Raw genomic sequence first — 15,363 nt, 5'->3', positions numbered from 1 at the left:
AGCAATGGATATGTACTCCAACAACATCGCCCACAGGCTTCGACGCATCATGGATCAACGTTGGTAGAAGCGCCGATGGCAATCGTCACAGGTTGACGGACAGGCTCATGGCGTGAGGGGGTAAGAAAATCAAAAGCCAAAGCAACGACGAGGCGGCCGCTGGGCACCTGACACCCCTCGGCGCTCTCAGGTTCATCGCGAGCATGCTCGCTCCTACAGGTTTTGCGCACTTTTAAAGCGCGGTGACCGAAAGCGTGCACCAGTGCGAAGCGGGTTGCCGATGCATTTTTCTCTGCGACATTTACCACTGGCAGCACCATTCATTTCGCCAAAAACCTGCCAATCTGGCGGCCAGCAAGGACTAAACACTCACGTCTGCACCACCATGATGTCTTCTTGCGTTCGGCTGGCACAAACCCTGCATAAACCCCATCAAGCCCCTCTGAAAAAGATGGGCAGCCCTCTCGGTCAACGACGATCGACTGGCCGCACAGGTCGTGGGCAACATCGGTGGATCAGGCATGGCCGTCTGGTTTTCAACACCGCAAAAGAACAGGCAAAGACGCCTGGAACCGCAAGGTTTCAGGCGTTTTTTTTTGCTTTTTTTCACCGTGATGGGCTTAGGGCAGGTGTCGTTTATGAATTCCAATGTAGCCACTTTGAACAAACAGCAAACGCTGGTCGTGATCGGCAATGGCATGGTCGGGCATCATTGTGTCGAGCAGTTGATCGAACGTGGCGCCCTTGACCGCTATCGGCTGCATGTCTTCAGCGAAGAACCAATGCGTGCCTACGACCGCGTGCATCTGTCCGAGTACTTTTCCGGTCGCGACGCCGAGTCGCTGGCACTCAGTGACGCGGCGCTGTACGAGACCCAAGGCGTCACGTTGCACCTGGGGATACCGGTGCTGGAAATCGACCGCGCCCGGCGCCAGGTGATCACCGCTCAAGGTTGCGTGGCCTACGACAAGCTGGTCCTGGCCACCGGCTCCTATCCGTTCGTGCCGCCGATCGAAGGCGCCGAAGGCGATTCGCGCCTGGTCTATCGCACCCTGGAAGACCTCGATGCCATTCGTGCCGCGGCGGCCAATGCCCGGCGCGGTGTGGTGGTCGGCGGTGGCTTGCTGGGCCTTGAAGCCGCCAACGCCCTGAAAAGCCTGGGGCTCGAAGCGCACGTGGTGGAATTTGCCCCGCGCCTGATGCCGGTGCAACTGGATGATCTGGGTGGCCTGGCGCTCAAGGCGCAGATCGAGCGCCTTGGCGTCGGCGTGCACCTGTCCCGCGCCACGCAATCGATCAGCGCTGGCGAGCAGTACCGCTACCGGATGAACTTCGCCAACGACGAATTCCTCGAAACCGACCTGATCGTGTTCTCCGCCGGTATCCGCGCCCAGGATGCGCTGGCCCGGCAATGTGCGCTGGAGATCGGCCCGCGCGGTGGCGTGGTGATCGATGACACCTGCCTGAGCTGTGACCCGAACATCTACGCCATCGGCGAATGCGCGTCCTGGAACGGCAGCCTGTTCGGGCTGGTCGCGCCGGGCTACCAGATGGCCCGCAGTGTCGCCGCGCGCCTGTGTGACGATGCCGCCGAGCCGTTCCAGGGTGCCGACATGTCGACCAAGCTCAAGCTGCTGGGCGTCGACGTTGGCTCCATCGGCGACGCCCACGCCAATACGCCTGGCGCGCGCAGCTATCAGTTCATCGACGAAACCACGGCCAGCTATCGCCGCCTGGTGGTGGATGCCAGCGGCAAACACGTGCTCGGTGCAGTGCTGATCGGCGACAACAGCTATTACGACACGCTGTTGCAATACATGCAGAACGCGATCGCCTTGCCGGCCGAACCCGCCGCGTTGATCCTGCCGTCGTCCGAAGGTGCACCAACCCTGGGGCCTGGCGCCTTGCCGGAAACGGCCACGGTTTGCTCGTGCCACAACGTGACCAAGGGCGCCATCTGCTCGGCCATCGACGGCGGTTGCACCGACCTTGGCCTGCTCAAGTCGCAGACCAAGGCCTGCACCGGCTGCGGCGGTTGCGCCGGGTTGCTCAAGCAAGTCTTCGAACATGAGCTGATTGCCCGTGGGGTCAGCGTCGACAAGAGCCTGTGCGAACACTTCGCCTACACCCGCCAGGAGCTGTATGCGCTGGTACGGGTAGAAGGGGTGATCAGCTTCGAAGAATTGCTGGCCAAGCATGGCCGTGGCCACACCGGTTGCGACGTGTGCAAGCCGGCGGTGGGCTCGATCCTGGCGTCGTGCTGGAACCAGCCGATCATGGACCCGTCGCTGGTGCCGCTGCAGGACACCAACGACACCTTCATGGCCAACATGCAGAAGAACGGCACCTATTCGGTCGTGCCACGCATTCCCGGTGGCGAGATTACTGCCGACAAGCTGATTGCCATCGGCGTGGTGGCGAAAAAGTATGACCTCTACACCAAGATTACCGGCGGCCAGCGCATCGACCTGTTCGGCGCCCAGTTGCACCAGTTGCCGGACATCTGGGGCGAACTGATTGAAGCGGGCTTCGAAACCGGTCACGCCTACGGCAAGTCGACTCGCACGGTGAAGTCCTGTGTCGGCAGCACCTGGTGCCGCTATGGCGTGCAGGACAGCGTGCAAATGGCACTGACCATTGAGGATCGCTACAAGGGCCTGCGTTCGCCGCACAAGCTCAAGTTCGCGGTGTCCGGTTGCACCCGTGAGTGCGCCGAGGCGCAAAGCAAGGACGTCGGGGTGATCGCCACCGAGAAGGGGTGGAACCTCTACATCGCCGGTAACGGCGGCATGCGCCCGCGCCATGCCGAGCTGTTCGCCACCGACCTCGATGACGCGACCCTGATCCGCTACATCGACCGCTTCCTGATGTTCTACATCCGTACCGCCGACAAGCTGCAGCGCACCTCGGTCTGGCGCGAAAGCCTGGAAGGCGGCCTGGATTACCTCAAGGACGTGATCATCCACGACAGCCTGGGCCTGGGCGCCGAGCTCGAGTCGCAGATGCAACTGGTGGTCAATCGCTACGAATGCGAGTGGGCCAATGCCCTCAAGGACCCGGAAAAGCTCAAGCGCTTCCGGACCTTCGTCAACGATAAACGCCCGGATCCGGACATCCACTTTGTCCAGGAGCGCGGCCAGCGCCGGCCGATCATGGCGGCTGAACTCAACCTGATCCCTGTTACCGAGGAGAGTGTCTGATGAACCCGTCCAATACCCTACGCGTTGAAGCCCCTGCGTCTGTCGTCTGGCAATCGGTGTGCAGCCAGCAGGACCTGGTCAATGACTCCGGTGTGGTGGTGTGGCTGGACGGTGCCCAGGTGGCGCTGTTCTACCTGCCGGGCATGGAAGGCAAACAACTCTATGCCATCGACAACCACGACCCGCAATCGGGGGCCAATGTCATCGGCCGCGGACTGGTCGGCAGCATCAAGGGCGACCTGGTCGTTGCCTCGCCGATCTACAAGCAGCATTTTCGTCTTGAGGATGGCAGTTGCCTGGAGTACCCGCAACAGCGCTTGCGGGTCTGGCCAGTGCGGTTGAACGAAGGGTTGGTGGAAGTCGGAGTGGCCTGACGTTGCAGGCCATTTACATCAGGAGACGAACATGAAGACAGCCGCACAGTTGCTCAAGCTCAAGGTCGTGGAAAATCAGCAGGTGCACAGCATCGCACCCGACGCCATGGTGTTGGAGGCCGTGCAGAAAATGGCCGAAAAGAACGTGGGCGCGTTGCCGGTGATCGAAAAGGGCCAGGTCGTCGGGGTGATCAGCGAGCGTGACTATGCGCGCAAGGTGGTGCTGCTGGGGCGTTCGTCAGTGGGCACGCCGGTCCGGGCGATCATGAGCTCGCCGGTGGTCACGGCCGACAGCCAACAGAGCATCGAGCATTGCATGGCGGTCATGACTGACAGCCATTTGCGGCATCTGCCGGTGGTGGAAAACGGCGAGCTGATCGGTTTGCTGTCGATCGGCGATCTGGTCAAGCAAGCCATTATCGAGCAGGCCGACCTGATTCGGCAGTTCGAGCATTACATTCGCGGGCACTGAAACCAGGGTCGGCACCAGCGCAACACCCAAGGGGACGGATCGGCGGGTAGACGCCCATTCGTCCCCTTTTTCCGGGGTCACCCCCACATCAGAACTTGAACGCCTGTCGTCCTACCAGTAGCCATTTTCCGCTTTGTTTCTGCCAGATCTGGAAGTTCTCGATTTCCGTCGGGACCACCTCGGAGCCCTTGAGAGCCTGGGCCGAAAAGTGGTGGCGAACCAACGCCACATCGCCGGAGACGGTGATGGTCTGGTTCTGCATCTCAAGGGTCTTGAAGGCGCTTTTGCCGGTTTCGATATCGGCGATGAATTGTTGCTTGTCCTGGATTTTGCCGCTGGAATGGCCGTAGCTGAGGTTTTCGGCCGTCAACGCATTCAGCTCGGCAATGTCCTTATGCAGCATTGCCTGGGTCAAGTGATCGACGGCTTTTGCCACGTCCTTGTCCGCGGCCGCCGGGCTGGCTGCGACGTAGCCGCAGAACAGGCACAGAAAACCAATCAGCACCTTTGCTTTTTTCATGAGGGTTCCTTGTTGTTATGAGTGATCGGAGCGACCGGGTAATGCTGCTCATCGGTCATCGTACAACCTAGCATGAGTCAAAGGAAAAAAGCGAACTTGCGGCGAGGGTTCCTCTCGAAGTTAAAAGTCCCTATGGATCTTGAATTCACGGGTGTCGAGGAACTCACATGATGCAGCCCAGGGAACATCCGCGATACGAATTGACGCTGTTGATTCTGTTCATGCTGATTGTCATTGCGCTGGGCTATTCCCCACGTAGCCGGGTGGATTGGGCGCTGGAAAACCTGCTGGCGCTGCTGCTGGTGGGGACGTTGGTGGTGTTCTATCGCCAGTTTCGCCTGTCGGCGGCCTCCCTTACGCTGGTATTCGTGTTCTTGTGCATTCATGAACTAGGCGCCCATTACACCTATTCCCTGGTGCCTTACGATCGTTGGTGTTCGGCCTTGACCGGCGTCAGCTTCGACAAGAGCTTTGGCCTGCAGCGTAACCATTACGACCGGCTGGTTCATTTGAGCTACGGGCTAATGATGGCCTGGCCAATCCGCGAAGTGCTGCTGCAGCTGACACCGTTGCGCGGGCGCTGGCTGTTCTTCATGGCCTTGAACATCATTTTGTCGACCTCGGCCGTCTACGAACTGGTGGAATGGATTGGCGGGGCTTACTTGGGCGACGACACGGCAAAAGCCTTTGTCGGCGCGCAAAACGACCCCTGGGATTCTCAAAAGGACATGGCGCTCGCCGTCGCTGGCGCATGGGTGAGCCTGCTGTTGGTTTCACTGCGACATACGGCAGAAAAAGCCGCTTTACCTACCGCATGTCGCAAAAACAGAAATCAGTGGGGATAGCCTTCAATTCGCGCAGCGACCCGTCGATAACCTCTTGAGACGCCATTCGCGATGGCCGTTTGGCCCATCGACATACGTGCCAGAAAGAGGAACCACAGAGTGTCCATAAAACTGCGTTTGCTGCTGCTGATAGGGACGGGGTTGCTCACCGCGTTGATCATGGGCCTGGTCGGTTACCTGGGGACTGCCCGGATGGCGGATGCGGTGCAGGAAAACGAGGTTGGCATGACCGTGCTGCGCAACCACATGGAAGCCGACATGATGCACGACGCGCTACGTGCCGACGTGTTGTCCGCGATGTTGGTCGGGCTGGGTAAAAGTACCAGCAGCAAGGCCGAAGTGCGCACGTCCATCGAAGAGCACGCGGCACACTTTCGCGAAGTGCTCGGCGACAACCTGAACCTGGCGGTCAATGTCACCCTCAAAGACGCTTTGCACAAGATCAAGCCCAGCCTCGACACCTACATCGCTGCGGCTGAGCGCATTGTTGGCATCGCCCTGGAAAACCCCGAGGCCGCGCAGAAAGAACTGGGCGCCTTCAACAGCGTGTTCAGCCAACTGGAAGACCAGATGGCGGCCCTCAGCGAGCTGATCGAAAACAACACCCAACAGACCAGTGCAGGGACCCGTCAAGCGCTCGGCAGCGCCAACCTGGCCCTCGGCGCCGTGCTTTTCGCCAGCCTGTTGTTGCTGCTCGTCCAGGGACGCTGGGTGATCCTGAGCATCATGAACCCCTTGCAAACGGCCAGCCTCATCGCCGAACGCATCGCCCATGGCAACCTGAGCGAGACGATTGCAGTACCCGAGCGCAAGGACGAAGCCAGCACCCTGATTCGCAGCCTGGCGACCATGCAGCGTGATTTGCGCGACATGATCGAAGCAGTACGCAGCAACGCCCATGGTGTCAACGGCATGAGCACACGCCTGAGCGAGGGTTGCCACGAAGTGGCCGGCAGCAGCCAGCAACAAAGCGCCGCCGCCAGCACCATGGCCGCCGCCGCCAGCGAAATGACCGCGAGCATCGAGGAAATCACCCGGCACGCCGAGCGCGCGCTGGACATGGCCAACCAGGCCGAGGCGCTGGCCAAGGATGGTGGGCGGGTGATCCATCAGGTGGTCAGCGACATGGACGGCATCGCCCGTTCGGCGCAGCAGTCGGCACAGGTGATCCGCACGCTGGACAAGGAATCCGAAGGAATTTTCAGCATCATCCAGGTGATCAAGGGCATCGCCGACCAGACCAACCTGCTGGCGCTCAACGCCGCCATCGAAGCCGCCCGCGCTGGGGAGCAGGGCCGTGGTTTTGCCGTGGTGGCCGATGAAGTGCGCAGCCTGGCGGGCCGCACCAGCGCTTCGACCCAGGAAATCGCCGCCATGGTCTCGCGCATCCAGCAAAGCACCCGCGAAGCGGTGATCAGCATGGAGGAGGGCGTGTCCCAGGTCGACAAGGGCATGGCCGTGACCGCCGACGTCGAGCGTGCCATCCGCGAGATCCTCGAGGCCACGCTCAACACCACGCAACTGGTCAACGACATCAGCCGCACCATCGGCGAGCAGAGCCTGGCCAGCAATGAAATCGCCCATCAGGTGGAGATGATTGCCGGCATGTCCGAGGGCAACAGCAAGGTGATCGGGCAGACGGCTTTGACGACGGATGAGTTGTCTTCGCTGGCAGGGCAACTGTCGCAGTCGGTGGATCGCTTCCGCCTTTGATACATCCTTTCATTTTGCACAGCCTTTAAGGGCCCCTTCGCGAGCAGGCTCGCTCCCACAATGGAATGCATTAGAAAATGTGGGAGCGAGCCTGCTCGCGAAGGCGGTAGATCAGACAACACAAATCCAGGTTTCAAAGGTACTTGTCAGTCACCGCCCCCTCCGAAGCACTCGACACGGTCTTCGCATACTTGGCCAGCACCCCGCGCTTGTACTTCGATTCCGGCCGTACCCAACGGCTCTTGCGCTCGGCCAGTTGAGTATCGGTCACATCAACGGTGATCTGCCGGGTTTGCGCATCGATGGTGATCCGGTCGCCATCTTCGATCAACGCGATCGGCCCGCCTTCAAACGCTTCGGGTGTGATATGCCCCACCACGAAACCATGGGAGCCACCGGAAAAACGCCCGTCGGTGATCAACGCAACATCCTTGCCCAAACCCTTGCCCATCACCGCCGATGTCGGCGAGAGCATTTCGCGCATGCCCGGCCCGCCCTTGGGCCCTTCGTAGCGAATCACGATCACATCGCCCGCCTGCACTTCGCCATTGAGGATGCCGGCCAAGGCGCCTTCCTCGCCGTGGTACACACGGGCCGTGCCTTCGAAGCGCAGGCCTTCCTTGCCAGTGATCTTGGCCACGGCACCGGTGGGCGCGAGGTTGCCGTGCAGGATCACCAGGTGTGAGTCCTTCTTGATCGGCTGATCGAAAGGCAGGATCACGTCCTGGCCAGCGGGGTAGTCGGGCACGTTTTCGAGGTTTTCCGCCAGGGTCTTGCCGGTCACGGTCATCACATCGCCGTGCAGCATGCCAGCGGCGAGCATGCGCTTCATCAAGGGCTGGATGCCGCCAATGGCCACCAGCTCGCTCATCATGTATTTGCCACTGGGGCGCAGGTCGGCCACCACCGGCGAAATCTTGCCCAGCTCGACGAAGTCATCCAGGGTCAGTTCGACATCCACGGCATTGGCCATGGCCAACAGATGCAGCACGGCGTTGGTCGAGCCGGCGAGGGCGATCACCACGCGAATGGCGTTTTCGAAGGCCTTGCGGGTCATGATGTCCCGGGGCTTGAGGTCCAGCTTGAGCAATTCCATCACTTGCTGGCCGGCGCGGAAACTGTCCGAGGCCTTGTCGCCGCCAACGGCGTCCTGGGAGCTCGAACCGGGCAGGCTCATGCCCAGCGCCTCGATGGCCGAGGCCATGGTGTTGGCGGTGTACATGCCGCCACAGGAGCCGGGGCCGGGAATTGCCACTTCCTCGATCTGCTTGACCTGGATCTCGCTGATGTCACCGCGCGCGTGCTGGCCCACGGCTTCGAACACGGAAATGATGTCGGTGTGGCCGGCGCCCGGGCGGATGGTGCCGCCATAGACGAAGATCGAAGGGCGGTTGAGCCGCGCCATGCCGATCAGGCAGCCTGGCATGTTCTTGTCGCAACCCCCCACGGTCACCAGCCCGTCGAAGCCTTCGCAGCCGACCACCACTTCGATGGAATCGGCTATCACCTCGCGGGACACCAGTGAATATTTCATGCCTTCGGTGCCATTGGCGATGCCGTCGGAAATGGTGATGGTGTTGAAAATGACGCCCTTGGCGCCGGCGGCATTCGCGCCTTTTTCCGCTTCGATCGCGAGTTTGTCGATGTGCATGTTGCACGGCGTGACCATCGCCCAGGTGGAGGCGATGCCGATCTGTGGTTTCTTGAAGTCTTCGTCGGTAAAGCCCACGGCACGCAGCATGGCACGGGCGGGGGCAGCCTCCACGCCGTCGATTACCTGGGAGGAATATTTGCGCAGATCGTCTTTGTCGCTCATGGCGGCTCCCACATGCTCAACTGATGACCAGTGAGTATAGTCGCCACCTACATCCATCACGCGCGGGCTGGGCTTGTCGTGATATTCTTCGCAACAACTTGGTTTGATCTATTCAGTTTTCCTGCCCTTGAGGCGGGCGAGCAGAATCACTGTCGCTCAAGTAGCTGAAGCCAAAAAAGATAAAAAGTCAGTTCAGTAGGGACATATAACTGGGGTCGATGCAGTCAATCGGCCTTGTGTGCCCACCTTCCAGCCGTCATGTGCAGCCGTTATGTACGAGAACCCGCGGCAGACTTGCCTGAATGCCGTGAGACAAGCGGCCTGCGATCGCAGTTGGAAGGGCGGATGGCGTTTTATCATAGGTGCTACAGATGTTTAAGAAAGTGAACACGGCCCTGCTGGGGCTGGCCTTGTCGTTGGGGATGACGACAGCCCAGGCCGAAGAAGCCAAGAAAGTCGACGTGCTGTTGATCGGCGGCGGCATCATGAGCGCAACCCTCGGTGTGTGGCTCAATGAGCTGGAACCCGGCACCTCGATGGAAATGATCGAGCGCCTCGACGGCGTCGCCCAGGAAAGCTCCAACGGCTGGAACAACGCCGGTACCGGTCACTCTGCCTTGGCCGAGTTGAACTACACCCCGGAAGACGAGAAAGGCAACGTCTCGATTCCCAAGGCCGTTGAAATCAACGAAGCGTTCCAGATCTCCCGTCAGTTCTGGGCCTGGCAGGTCCAGCAAGGTGTGCTGAAGAACCCGCGTTCGTTCATCAACTCCACACCGCACATGAGCTTCGTGTGGGGCGATGACAACATCAAGTTCCTGAAAAAGCGCTACGAAGCCCTGCAGGCAAGCCCGCTGTTCGCCGGCATGCAGTACTCCGAAGACCCGGCCGTGATCAAGAAGTGGGTCCCGCTGATGATGGAAGGGCGTGACCCGAACCAGAAAATCGCGGCCACCTGGTCTCCGATCGGTACCGACGTGAACTTTGGCGAAATCACCCGCCAGTTCGTTGCACACCTGCAGACCACGCCGAAATTCGACCTGAAACTGTCCAGTGAAGTGCAGGACATCAGCAAGAACGCCGACGGCAGCTGGCGCGTCAGCTACAAAAACCTGAAAGACGGCAGCAAATCCGAAACCGACGCCAAGTTCGTGTTCATCGGCGCTGGCGGCGGTGCCCTGCACCTGCTGCAGAAGTCCGGCATTCCTGAAGCCAAGGAATACGCAGGCTTCCCGGTGGGCGGCTCGTTCCTGGTGACCGAGAACCCGACCATCGCCGAACAACACCTGGCCAAGGCCTACGGCAAGGCTTCGGTTGGCGCACCGCCGATGTCGGTTCCGCACCTGGATACCCGCGTGCTGGATGGCAAGCGCGTGATCCTGTTTGGCCCATTCGCGACCTTCAGTACCAAGTTCCTGAAAGAGGGTTCGTACCTGGACCTGCTGACCACCACCACCACGCATAACGTGTGGCCAATGACCAAGGTCGGCATCAAGGAATACCCGCTGGTCGAGTACCTTGCCGGTCAACTGATGCTGTCGGACGAAGACCGCCTCAACGCCCTGAAGGAATACTTCCCGAATGCCAAGGCCGAGGACTGGCGCCTGTGGCAAGCTGGCCAGCGCGTGCAGATCATCAAGCGTGATGAAGCTGCCGGTGGCGTACTGAAACTGGGCACCGAAATCGTCGCTTCGCAAGACGGCACCATCGCCGGCCTGCTGGGCGCGTCCCCAGGCGCTTCGACCGCCGCACCGATCATGCTGACCGTGCTGCAGAAAGTGTTCAAGGACAAGGTCGCGACCCCGGCCTGGCAGGAAAAACTGCATCAAATCGTGCCGAGCTACGGCACCCAGCTCAACGCCAGCCCTGAAAAGGTTGCCGAGGAATGGGCCTACACCGCCAAGGTGCTGGAACTGACTCCACCACCTGCGATCGGCCAGGCTGTGGCTCCGGCTGTCGAGGCTGAAAAAGCCAAGGCACCGAAAGAGAATGCTGCGGCGGACATGGCGCTGTAACTGAGCGCTTGATCAAAAAGCCCACTGAGCCAGGGATGGCCAGTGGGCTTTTTTGTACACCTGCAATAAATCCCTGTAACTGTAGGAGCGAGCATGCTCGCGATGAACCTGAGATCGCCGCGGGGTGTCAGGTTTCCAACGTCATCGTTGACATCCATCGTCGGAACGCCGCCCGGAGCATGCTCGCTCCTACAGGTTCATGGGTTCGTTGGTTCCATCTGTTTCATCTGATCCGTATTTTTCAGCGCTTTCTGACGCTGTAATGCAATCAGTTCGAGCCCCACAATGACGGCAAGTTGCGCAGCGGTAGCCGCGGTGCACCGCACTTTCGAAATGTTGGAGGCTCTATGGGCAAGATGGCGATTTTCCTCGGTGGTTTTCTGGTGTTGACCATTCTGATCGGCGTGCTCGCAACGATTTCGCCGGTGTGAGGCCCGCAGGTGCAAGCGCCTACTTCGCCGGCCCTTGTGGCTTGATGTCCCCGCAGAAAATATCGACGTTGCCGTCTGTCGCTGCGGTTCGCACGACGATGTGGTAGTCGCCGGCCAGCAGCACAGACAAGGCCACAGGCGCGCTTCTCGAGAAGGTCCAGCCGCGAATCGCCTGGCGCTCGGTGTTGACCTTGTCATTCATGGCGTACGCGACGGGGCCGGGTTGCTGGCAGCTGCCTTTGTTGATGAAGCTGTAGAGACGCAGGGGCAGGGCGGCACCGCTTGGCACACCGCTGATGAAGAAACTGAGTCCGGTTTGCTTGTCCCAGTCCGACAACGCGACGTTGCCGATCTGCCCGGTGTTCTGCCGGGTGGCATTCAGCGTGACCGACACGCCCTCCTTGGATGAGGTGGCACAGCCGAGCAGGCTGGCGCAAATCAACAGCGCCGCCAGTGAATGTCTGAGCTTCATGGCCAAACTCCTGTGTTGAAAAACGGCAAATGGAGATTAGCGGGTATCGCTCATTTTTCGAGTGCTGGCGGCTTCCACAGGGATCTGCGGCAATAAACACCTACCGCCCGTGCGCGGTGTCTGCCAGTTGCGCGGTATCGACCCGTACGAAGATGGAGTCGCCCACCGCGGTCAGCACATCCCCGGCAAAGACTTCGCAGATGACCCGCGTCTTGCGTCCGACTTCACCTTCCACCCGCGCCCGCAGAGTGAGCGGGATGCCCATGGGCGTCGGCTTGATGAACTTGATGCCGAGGTTGCCGGTGACGCAATTGATGCGCGGCAGGCTGGCCACTTCGCGGTTTTCCGCGCGGTAGTGATAAGCCATGACCGCCCAGTTGGAGTGGCAGTCGACCAACATGGCGATCAGTCCGCCGTAGACCAGGTCCGGCCAGCCGCAGTATTTGGCATCGGGCACGTGCTCGGCCATGACATGCACGCCGTCCTCATGCCAGTAGCTCTTGATGTGCAGCCCGTGGGGGTTGCTGCTGCCGCAGCCGTAGCACACGCCATCGGGCGCGGCGGCGTCTTGCAGGGAGGTGTCGAGGTTGGACATGTGTCGATTATCCGCAAAAATTTAGACCAATAATGGGTACCACCGTAGGAGCCAGGCTTGCCTGCGAACCAGACGCCGCGGTGTATCTGTCGCACCGCGTTATCGTTCTTCGCCGGCAAGCCTGGCTCCTACAAGATTTGTATACCCCTTAAATCCGGGTTAACGCCTGCGCCAAGTCTGCACGCAAGTCTTCGATATCCTCAACCCCCACGGACAACCGCACCAGCGCATCGCCGATGCCCAGCTGCGCGCGGGTTTCTACCGGGATGGTCGCGTGGGTCATGATCGCCGGGTGTTCGATCAGGCTTTCCACGCCGCCCAGGCTTTCAGCCAGGGCAAAAATGTGCACGTTTTCCAGGAAGCGCCGGGAGCCGGCCAGGTCAGTGTTCAAGTCGACAGAGATCATCCCGCCGTAGCCGCGCATCTGCTGTCGCGCCAGCTCATGCTGCGGGTGCGAGGGCAGGCCCGGGTAATAGACGCGGGCGACTTGCGGTTGACGTTCCAGCCATTGCGCCAGATCCAGCGCATTGCTGCAGTGGCGCTCCATGCGCAACGCCAGGGTCTTGACCCCGCGCAGGGTGAGGAAGGCGTCGAATGGTCCGGCGATGGCGCCCACCGCGTTCTGCAGGAAGCCCAGGCGCTCGGCCAGCTCGGCGTTCTGCCCGACCACGGCGATGCCGCCAATGACGTCGGAGTGGCCATTGAGATACTTGGTGGTCGAATGCAGCACGATGTCGAAGCCCAGTTCCAGCGGGCGTTGTATCCACGGGCTGGCAAAGGTGTTGTCCGCCACGCAGATGATGCCGCGGTCGCGGCAGGTGCGGGCGATGGCGGCAAGGTCGGTGAGGCGCAGCAGTGGGTTGCTCGGCGTCTCGACCATGACCATGCGTGTGTCGTCCTGCAAGGCGGCCTCGAAGGCGGCGAGGTCGGTCAGGTCGACAAAGCTGAAGCGATGCCCGGCACTGCGCTGGCGCACCTTGTCGAACAGGCGGAAGGTGCCGCCGTACAGGTCATTTCCGGAGACGATGTGCGAGCCGGCGTCGAGCAGTTCCAGCACCGTGGAAATGGTCGCCAGGCCCGAGGCGAAGGCAAAGCCCCGGGTGCCGCCTTCGAGGTCCGCCACGCAGCGTTCCAGCGCCCAGCGCGTCGGATTGTGCGAACGCCCGTAGTCCAGCCCCTTGTGCACGCCAGGGCTCTGCTGCAGATAGGTGGAGTTGGCGTAGATCGGCGGCATCAGCGCGCCGGTCGACGGGTCCGGCGTTTGCCCCGCATGGATCACGCGGGTGGCGAAGCCCCGTGGCGGGGCATTTTCATCGTGCTGACTCATGTCAGGGATCTCCGCAGGTGATTGAGCATGTCGGTTCGGGTGATCAGGCCATGAAAACCTGAGGCATCCTGGATAATCGCCACCAGTCCACGGCCCAGTTCCGCCTCCAGATCCGCCAGTGAGGCGTCGGGTGCCAGGGTTTGCAATTTGTCGGTCATGGCGCTGGAGACGGTCTTGCGAAAGTGCGTAGCGTCTTCATGCACGCCCAGCAGGATGTCGGACTCGTCGATCACACCGACCAGTTGCTTGCCGCTCACCAGCACCGGCAGTTGCGACACATCCGCCAGGCGCATGCGCTGGAACGCGGTGAGCAGGGTGTCGTTGGGGCCGACGCTGATCACCCGGCCGTCCTCGAAGCGCCGCGCGATCAGGTCGCGCAGGTCGCCGTACTGCTTGCTTTTCAGCAGCCCCTGATCGTTCATCCACTGGTCGTTATAGACCTTCGACAAGTAACGCGTACCGGTGTCGCAGACGAAGCTGACCACCCGTTTCGGTTGGGTCTGCTCGCGGCAGTAGCGTAATGCCGCCGCCAACAGGGTGCCGGTCGACGAACCGCCGAGAATGCCCTCGGCGCGCAGCAACTGGCGGGCATGATCGAAGCTTTCCTCGTCGCTGATCGAATAGGCGTGGCGCACGCTGGACAGGTCGGCAATCGACGGAATGAAGTCTTCGCCGATGCCTTCGACGGCCCAGGAGCCCGGCGTGCCAAGGGTGCCGCTGCGGCTGTATTCGGCCATCACCGAGCCGACCGGGTCGGCCAGGACCATTTCCAGTTCCGGTTGCACACGGCTGAAGAACCGGGTCAGCCCGGTCAGCGTGCCGGCTGAACCCACGCCGACCACGATGGCATCGACATCATGCTGGGTTTGCGCCCAGATCTCCGGTGCGGTACTGCACTCATGGGCCAGTGGGTTGGCCGGGTTGTTGAACTGGTCGGCGAAGAAGGCGTCGGGGATTTCACTGGCCAGGCGTCCGGCAACGTCCTGGTAGTACTCCGGATGGCCCTTGCCGACATCGGAACGGGTGATATGCACCTCGGCGCCCATGGCCTTGAGGTGCAGGACCTTCTCGGTGGACATCTTGTCCGGCACCACCAGCACCACCCGATAACCCTTGGCGCGGCCGACCAGTGCCAGGCCGAGGCCGGTGTTGCCGGCCGTGGCTTCGACGATGGTGCCACCGGGTCGCAGGCGGCCGTCGCGTTCGGCGGCGTCGATCATGGCAAGGCCGATGCGGTCCTTGATCGAACCGCCGGGGTTCTGGGATTCGAGCTTGAGAAACAGCGTGCACGGGCCGGTATCGAAACGGCTGACGCGCACCAGGGGCGTGTTGCCGATCAGTTCGAGTACGGCGGGGCGGGAGTCGTTGGGCATGTCGTCACCTCGTTGCGCTAGCACAATGGATGGACAAAAAAGGCCGGCGTCGGGTTGTCGCGCCGGTCGTGACAATGTTGTGTCTGGACCATAGGCCGGGATCGCCAGACTCGCAACCGTCTGATCGAAAGTGCACGCTGGGATGTATTTGAGAATTGGATTGGGGGGATATCCGTTGCTGCGGTAACGTCGGCTTATGGTTTCGCCCTT

General features: G+C 61.1%; 12 protein-coding genes and 1 pseudogene. 7 read left to right on the top strand and 6 right to left on the bottom strand.

Going from position 1 to position 15,363, the window contains the following annotated elements:
• The first annotated feature begins 638 nt into the window (after positions 1 to 638).
• From nirB to PG5_RS06775, 3 genes are read left to right on the top strand one after another with little or no spacing between them, the layout of a single operon-like run.
• Complete coding sequence (nirB, locus tag PG5_RS06785; RefSeq protein WP_033043294.1) at positions 639 to 3,200, top strand: nitrite reductase large subunit NirB; 2,562 nt, start codon at positions 639 to 641, stop codon at positions 3,198 to 3,200.
• A complete protein-coding gene (gene nirD / locus PG5_RS06780; protein ID WP_020796362.1) occupies positions 3,200 to 3,574 on the top strand; it encodes a nitrite reductase small subunit NirD in 375 nt (124 codons plus the stop codon). Before nirB ends, nirD begins: the two co-directional genes overlap by 1 nt.
• Positions 3,575 to 3,605: 31 nt before the next feature.
• Positions 3,606 to 4,046, top strand: a complete 441-nt coding sequence (locus PG5_RS06775; RefSeq protein ID WP_020796361.1) for a CBS domain-containing protein — start codon at positions 3,606 to 3,608, stop codon at positions 4,044 to 4,046.
• Positions 4,047 to 4,134: 88 nt separating this feature from the next.
• Here PG5_RS06775 and PG5_RS06770 read toward each other — a convergent pair whose 3' ends face one another.
• Positions 4,135 to 4,566 (bottom strand): nuclear transport factor 2 family protein, encoded by a 432-nt coding sequence (locus PG5_RS06770; protein ID WP_020796360.1) that lies wholly within the window; start codon positions 4,564 to 4,566, stop codon positions 4,135 to 4,137.
• A 170-nt stretch (positions 4,567 to 4,736) separates the two neighbouring features.
• Between PG5_RS06770 and PG5_RS06765 the strand changes: the two genes are divergently transcribed.
• The 3 genes and pseudogenes from PG5_RS06765 (at position 4,737) to PG5_RS35255 (ending at position 7,124) form a co-directional block, all read left to right on the top strand.
• Positions 4,737 to 5,411 carry a DUF2238 domain-containing protein gene (locus tag PG5_RS06765; RefSeq protein ID WP_042955256.1) on the top strand — a complete coding sequence of 225 codons (675 nt, stop codon included), beginning with the start codon at positions 4,737 to 4,739 and terminating at the stop codon, positions 5,409 to 5,411.
• Between the two features lie 51 nt (positions 5,412 to 5,462).
• A pseudogene (locus PG5_RS35260) lies at positions 5,463 to 6,269 on the top strand (MCP four helix bundle domain-containing protein); the annotation flags it as partial.
• On the top strand, positions 6,261 to 7,124 hold the full coding sequence (locus tag PG5_RS35255) for a methyl-accepting chemotaxis protein (RefSeq protein ID WP_371106602.1): 864 nt from the start codon (positions 6,261 to 6,263) through the stop codon (positions 7,122 to 7,124). The pseudogene PG5_RS35260 and the gene PG5_RS35255, both read left to right, overlap by 9 nt.
• Before the next feature lie 133 nt (positions 7,125 to 7,257).
• Here PG5_RS35255 and ilvD read toward each other — a convergent pair whose 3' ends face one another.
• A complete protein-coding gene (gene ilvD, locus PG5_RS06755) occupies positions 7,258 to 8,940 on the bottom strand; it encodes a dihydroxy-acid dehydratase (protein ID WP_020796357.1) in 1,683 nt (560 codons plus the stop codon).
• A 371-nt stretch (positions 8,941 to 9,311) separates the two neighbouring features.
• Here ilvD and mqo point away from each other — a divergent pair, with 371 nt between their 5' ends.
• On the top strand, positions 9,312 to 10,955 hold the full coding sequence (mqo, locus tag PG5_RS06750) for a malate dehydrogenase (quinone) (protein ID WP_020796356.1): 1,644 nt from the start codon (positions 9,312 to 9,314) through the stop codon (positions 10,953 to 10,955).
• A gap of 450 nt (positions 10,956 to 11,405) precedes the next feature.
• On the opposite strand, the gene PG5_RS06745 is transcribed toward mqo, so the two are convergent.
• The 4 genes from PG5_RS06745 to PG5_RS06730 all read right to left on the bottom strand — a co-directional run bounded on the left by PG5_RS06745 (position 11,406) and on the right by PG5_RS06730 (position 15,153).
• Positions 11,406 to 11,858, bottom strand: coding sequence for a hypothetical protein (locus PG5_RS06745; protein WP_020796354.1), 453 nt, complete (start codon positions 11,856 to 11,858; stop codon positions 11,406 to 11,408).
• Between the two features lie 100 nt (positions 11,859 to 11,958).
• On the bottom strand, positions 11,959 to 12,453 hold the full coding sequence (locus PG5_RS06740) for a PaaI family thioesterase (RefSeq protein ID WP_020796353.1): 495 nt from the start codon (positions 12,451 to 12,453) through the stop codon (positions 11,959 to 11,961).
• Positions 12,454 to 12,601: 148 nt separating this feature from the next.
• Positions 12,602 to 13,780, bottom strand: coding sequence for a PLP-dependent aspartate aminotransferase family protein (locus PG5_RS06735; RefSeq protein WP_020796352.1), 1,179 nt, complete (start codon positions 13,778 to 13,780; stop codon positions 12,602 to 12,604).
• Positions 13,777 to 15,153 carry a pyridoxal-phosphate dependent enzyme gene (locus tag PG5_RS06730; RefSeq protein WP_020796351.1) on the bottom strand — a complete coding sequence of 459 codons (1,377 nt, stop codon included), beginning with the start codon at positions 15,151 to 15,153 and terminating at the stop codon, positions 13,777 to 13,779. The genes PG5_RS06735 and PG5_RS06730 overlap by 4 nt, the downstream gene beginning before the upstream one ends.
• Between the last annotated feature and the right edge of the window lie 210 nt (positions 15,154 to 15,363).

Origin of the sequence: Pseudomonas sp. G5(2012) (genome assembly GCF_000408945.1) — a bacterium.
In the GTDB taxonomy this organism is placed as follows: Bacteria; Pseudomonadota; Gammaproteobacteria; order Pseudomonadales; family Pseudomonadaceae; genus Aquipseudomonas; species Aquipseudomonas umsongensis.
The sequence above is the reverse complement of the archived record's forward strand: the minus strand, read 5'-3'. Positions and strand labels throughout refer to the sequence as shown.

What these genes read in the sequence shown, in the direction of transcription:
- nirB (WP_033043294.1), top strand. Translation starts at nt 639, where the DNA reads ATGAATTCCAATGTAGCCACTTTGAACAAACAGCAAACGCTGGTCGTG.
- nirD (WP_020796362.1), top strand. Translation starts at nt 3,200, where the DNA reads ATGAACCCGTCCAATACCCTACGCGTTGAAGCCCCTGCGTCTGTCGTC.
- PG5_RS06775 (WP_020796361.1), top strand. Translation starts at nt 3,606, where the DNA reads ATGAAGACAGCCGCACAGTTGCTCAAGCTCAAGGTCGTGGAAAATCAG.
- PG5_RS06770 (WP_020796360.1), bottom strand. Translation starts at nt 4,566, where the DNA reads ATGAAAAAAGCAAAGGTGCTGATTGGTTTTCTGTGCCTGTTCTGCGGC.
- PG5_RS06765 (WP_042955256.1), top strand. Translation starts at nt 4,737, where the DNA reads ATGCAGCCCAGGGAACATCCGCGATACGAATTGACGCTGTTGATTCTG.
- PG5_RS35255 (WP_371106602.1), top strand. Translation starts at nt 6,261, where the DNA reads ATGCAGCGTGATTTGCGCGACATGATCGAAGCAGTACGCAGCAACGCC.
- ilvD (WP_020796357.1), bottom strand. Translation starts at nt 8,940, where the DNA reads ATGAGCGACAAAGACGATCTGCGCAAATATTCCTCCCAGGTAATCGAC.
- mqo (WP_020796356.1), top strand. Translation starts at nt 9,312, where the DNA reads ATGTTTAAGAAAGTGAACACGGCCCTGCTGGGGCTGGCCTTGTCGTTG.
- PG5_RS06745 (WP_020796354.1), bottom strand. Translation starts at nt 11,858, where the DNA reads ATGAAGCTCAGACATTCACTGGCGGCGCTGTTGATTTGCGCCAGCCTG.
- PG5_RS06740 (WP_020796353.1), bottom strand. Translation starts at nt 12,453, where the DNA reads ATGTCCAACCTCGACACCTCCCTGCAAGACGCCGCCGCGCCCGATGGC.
- PG5_RS06735 (WP_020796352.1), bottom strand. Translation starts at nt 13,780, where the DNA reads ATGAGTCAGCACGATGAAAATGCCCCGCCACGGGGCTTCGCCACCCGC.
- PG5_RS06730 (WP_020796351.1), bottom strand. Translation starts at nt 15,153, where the DNA reads ATGCCCAACGACTCCCGCCCCGCCGTACTCGAACTGATCGGCAACACG.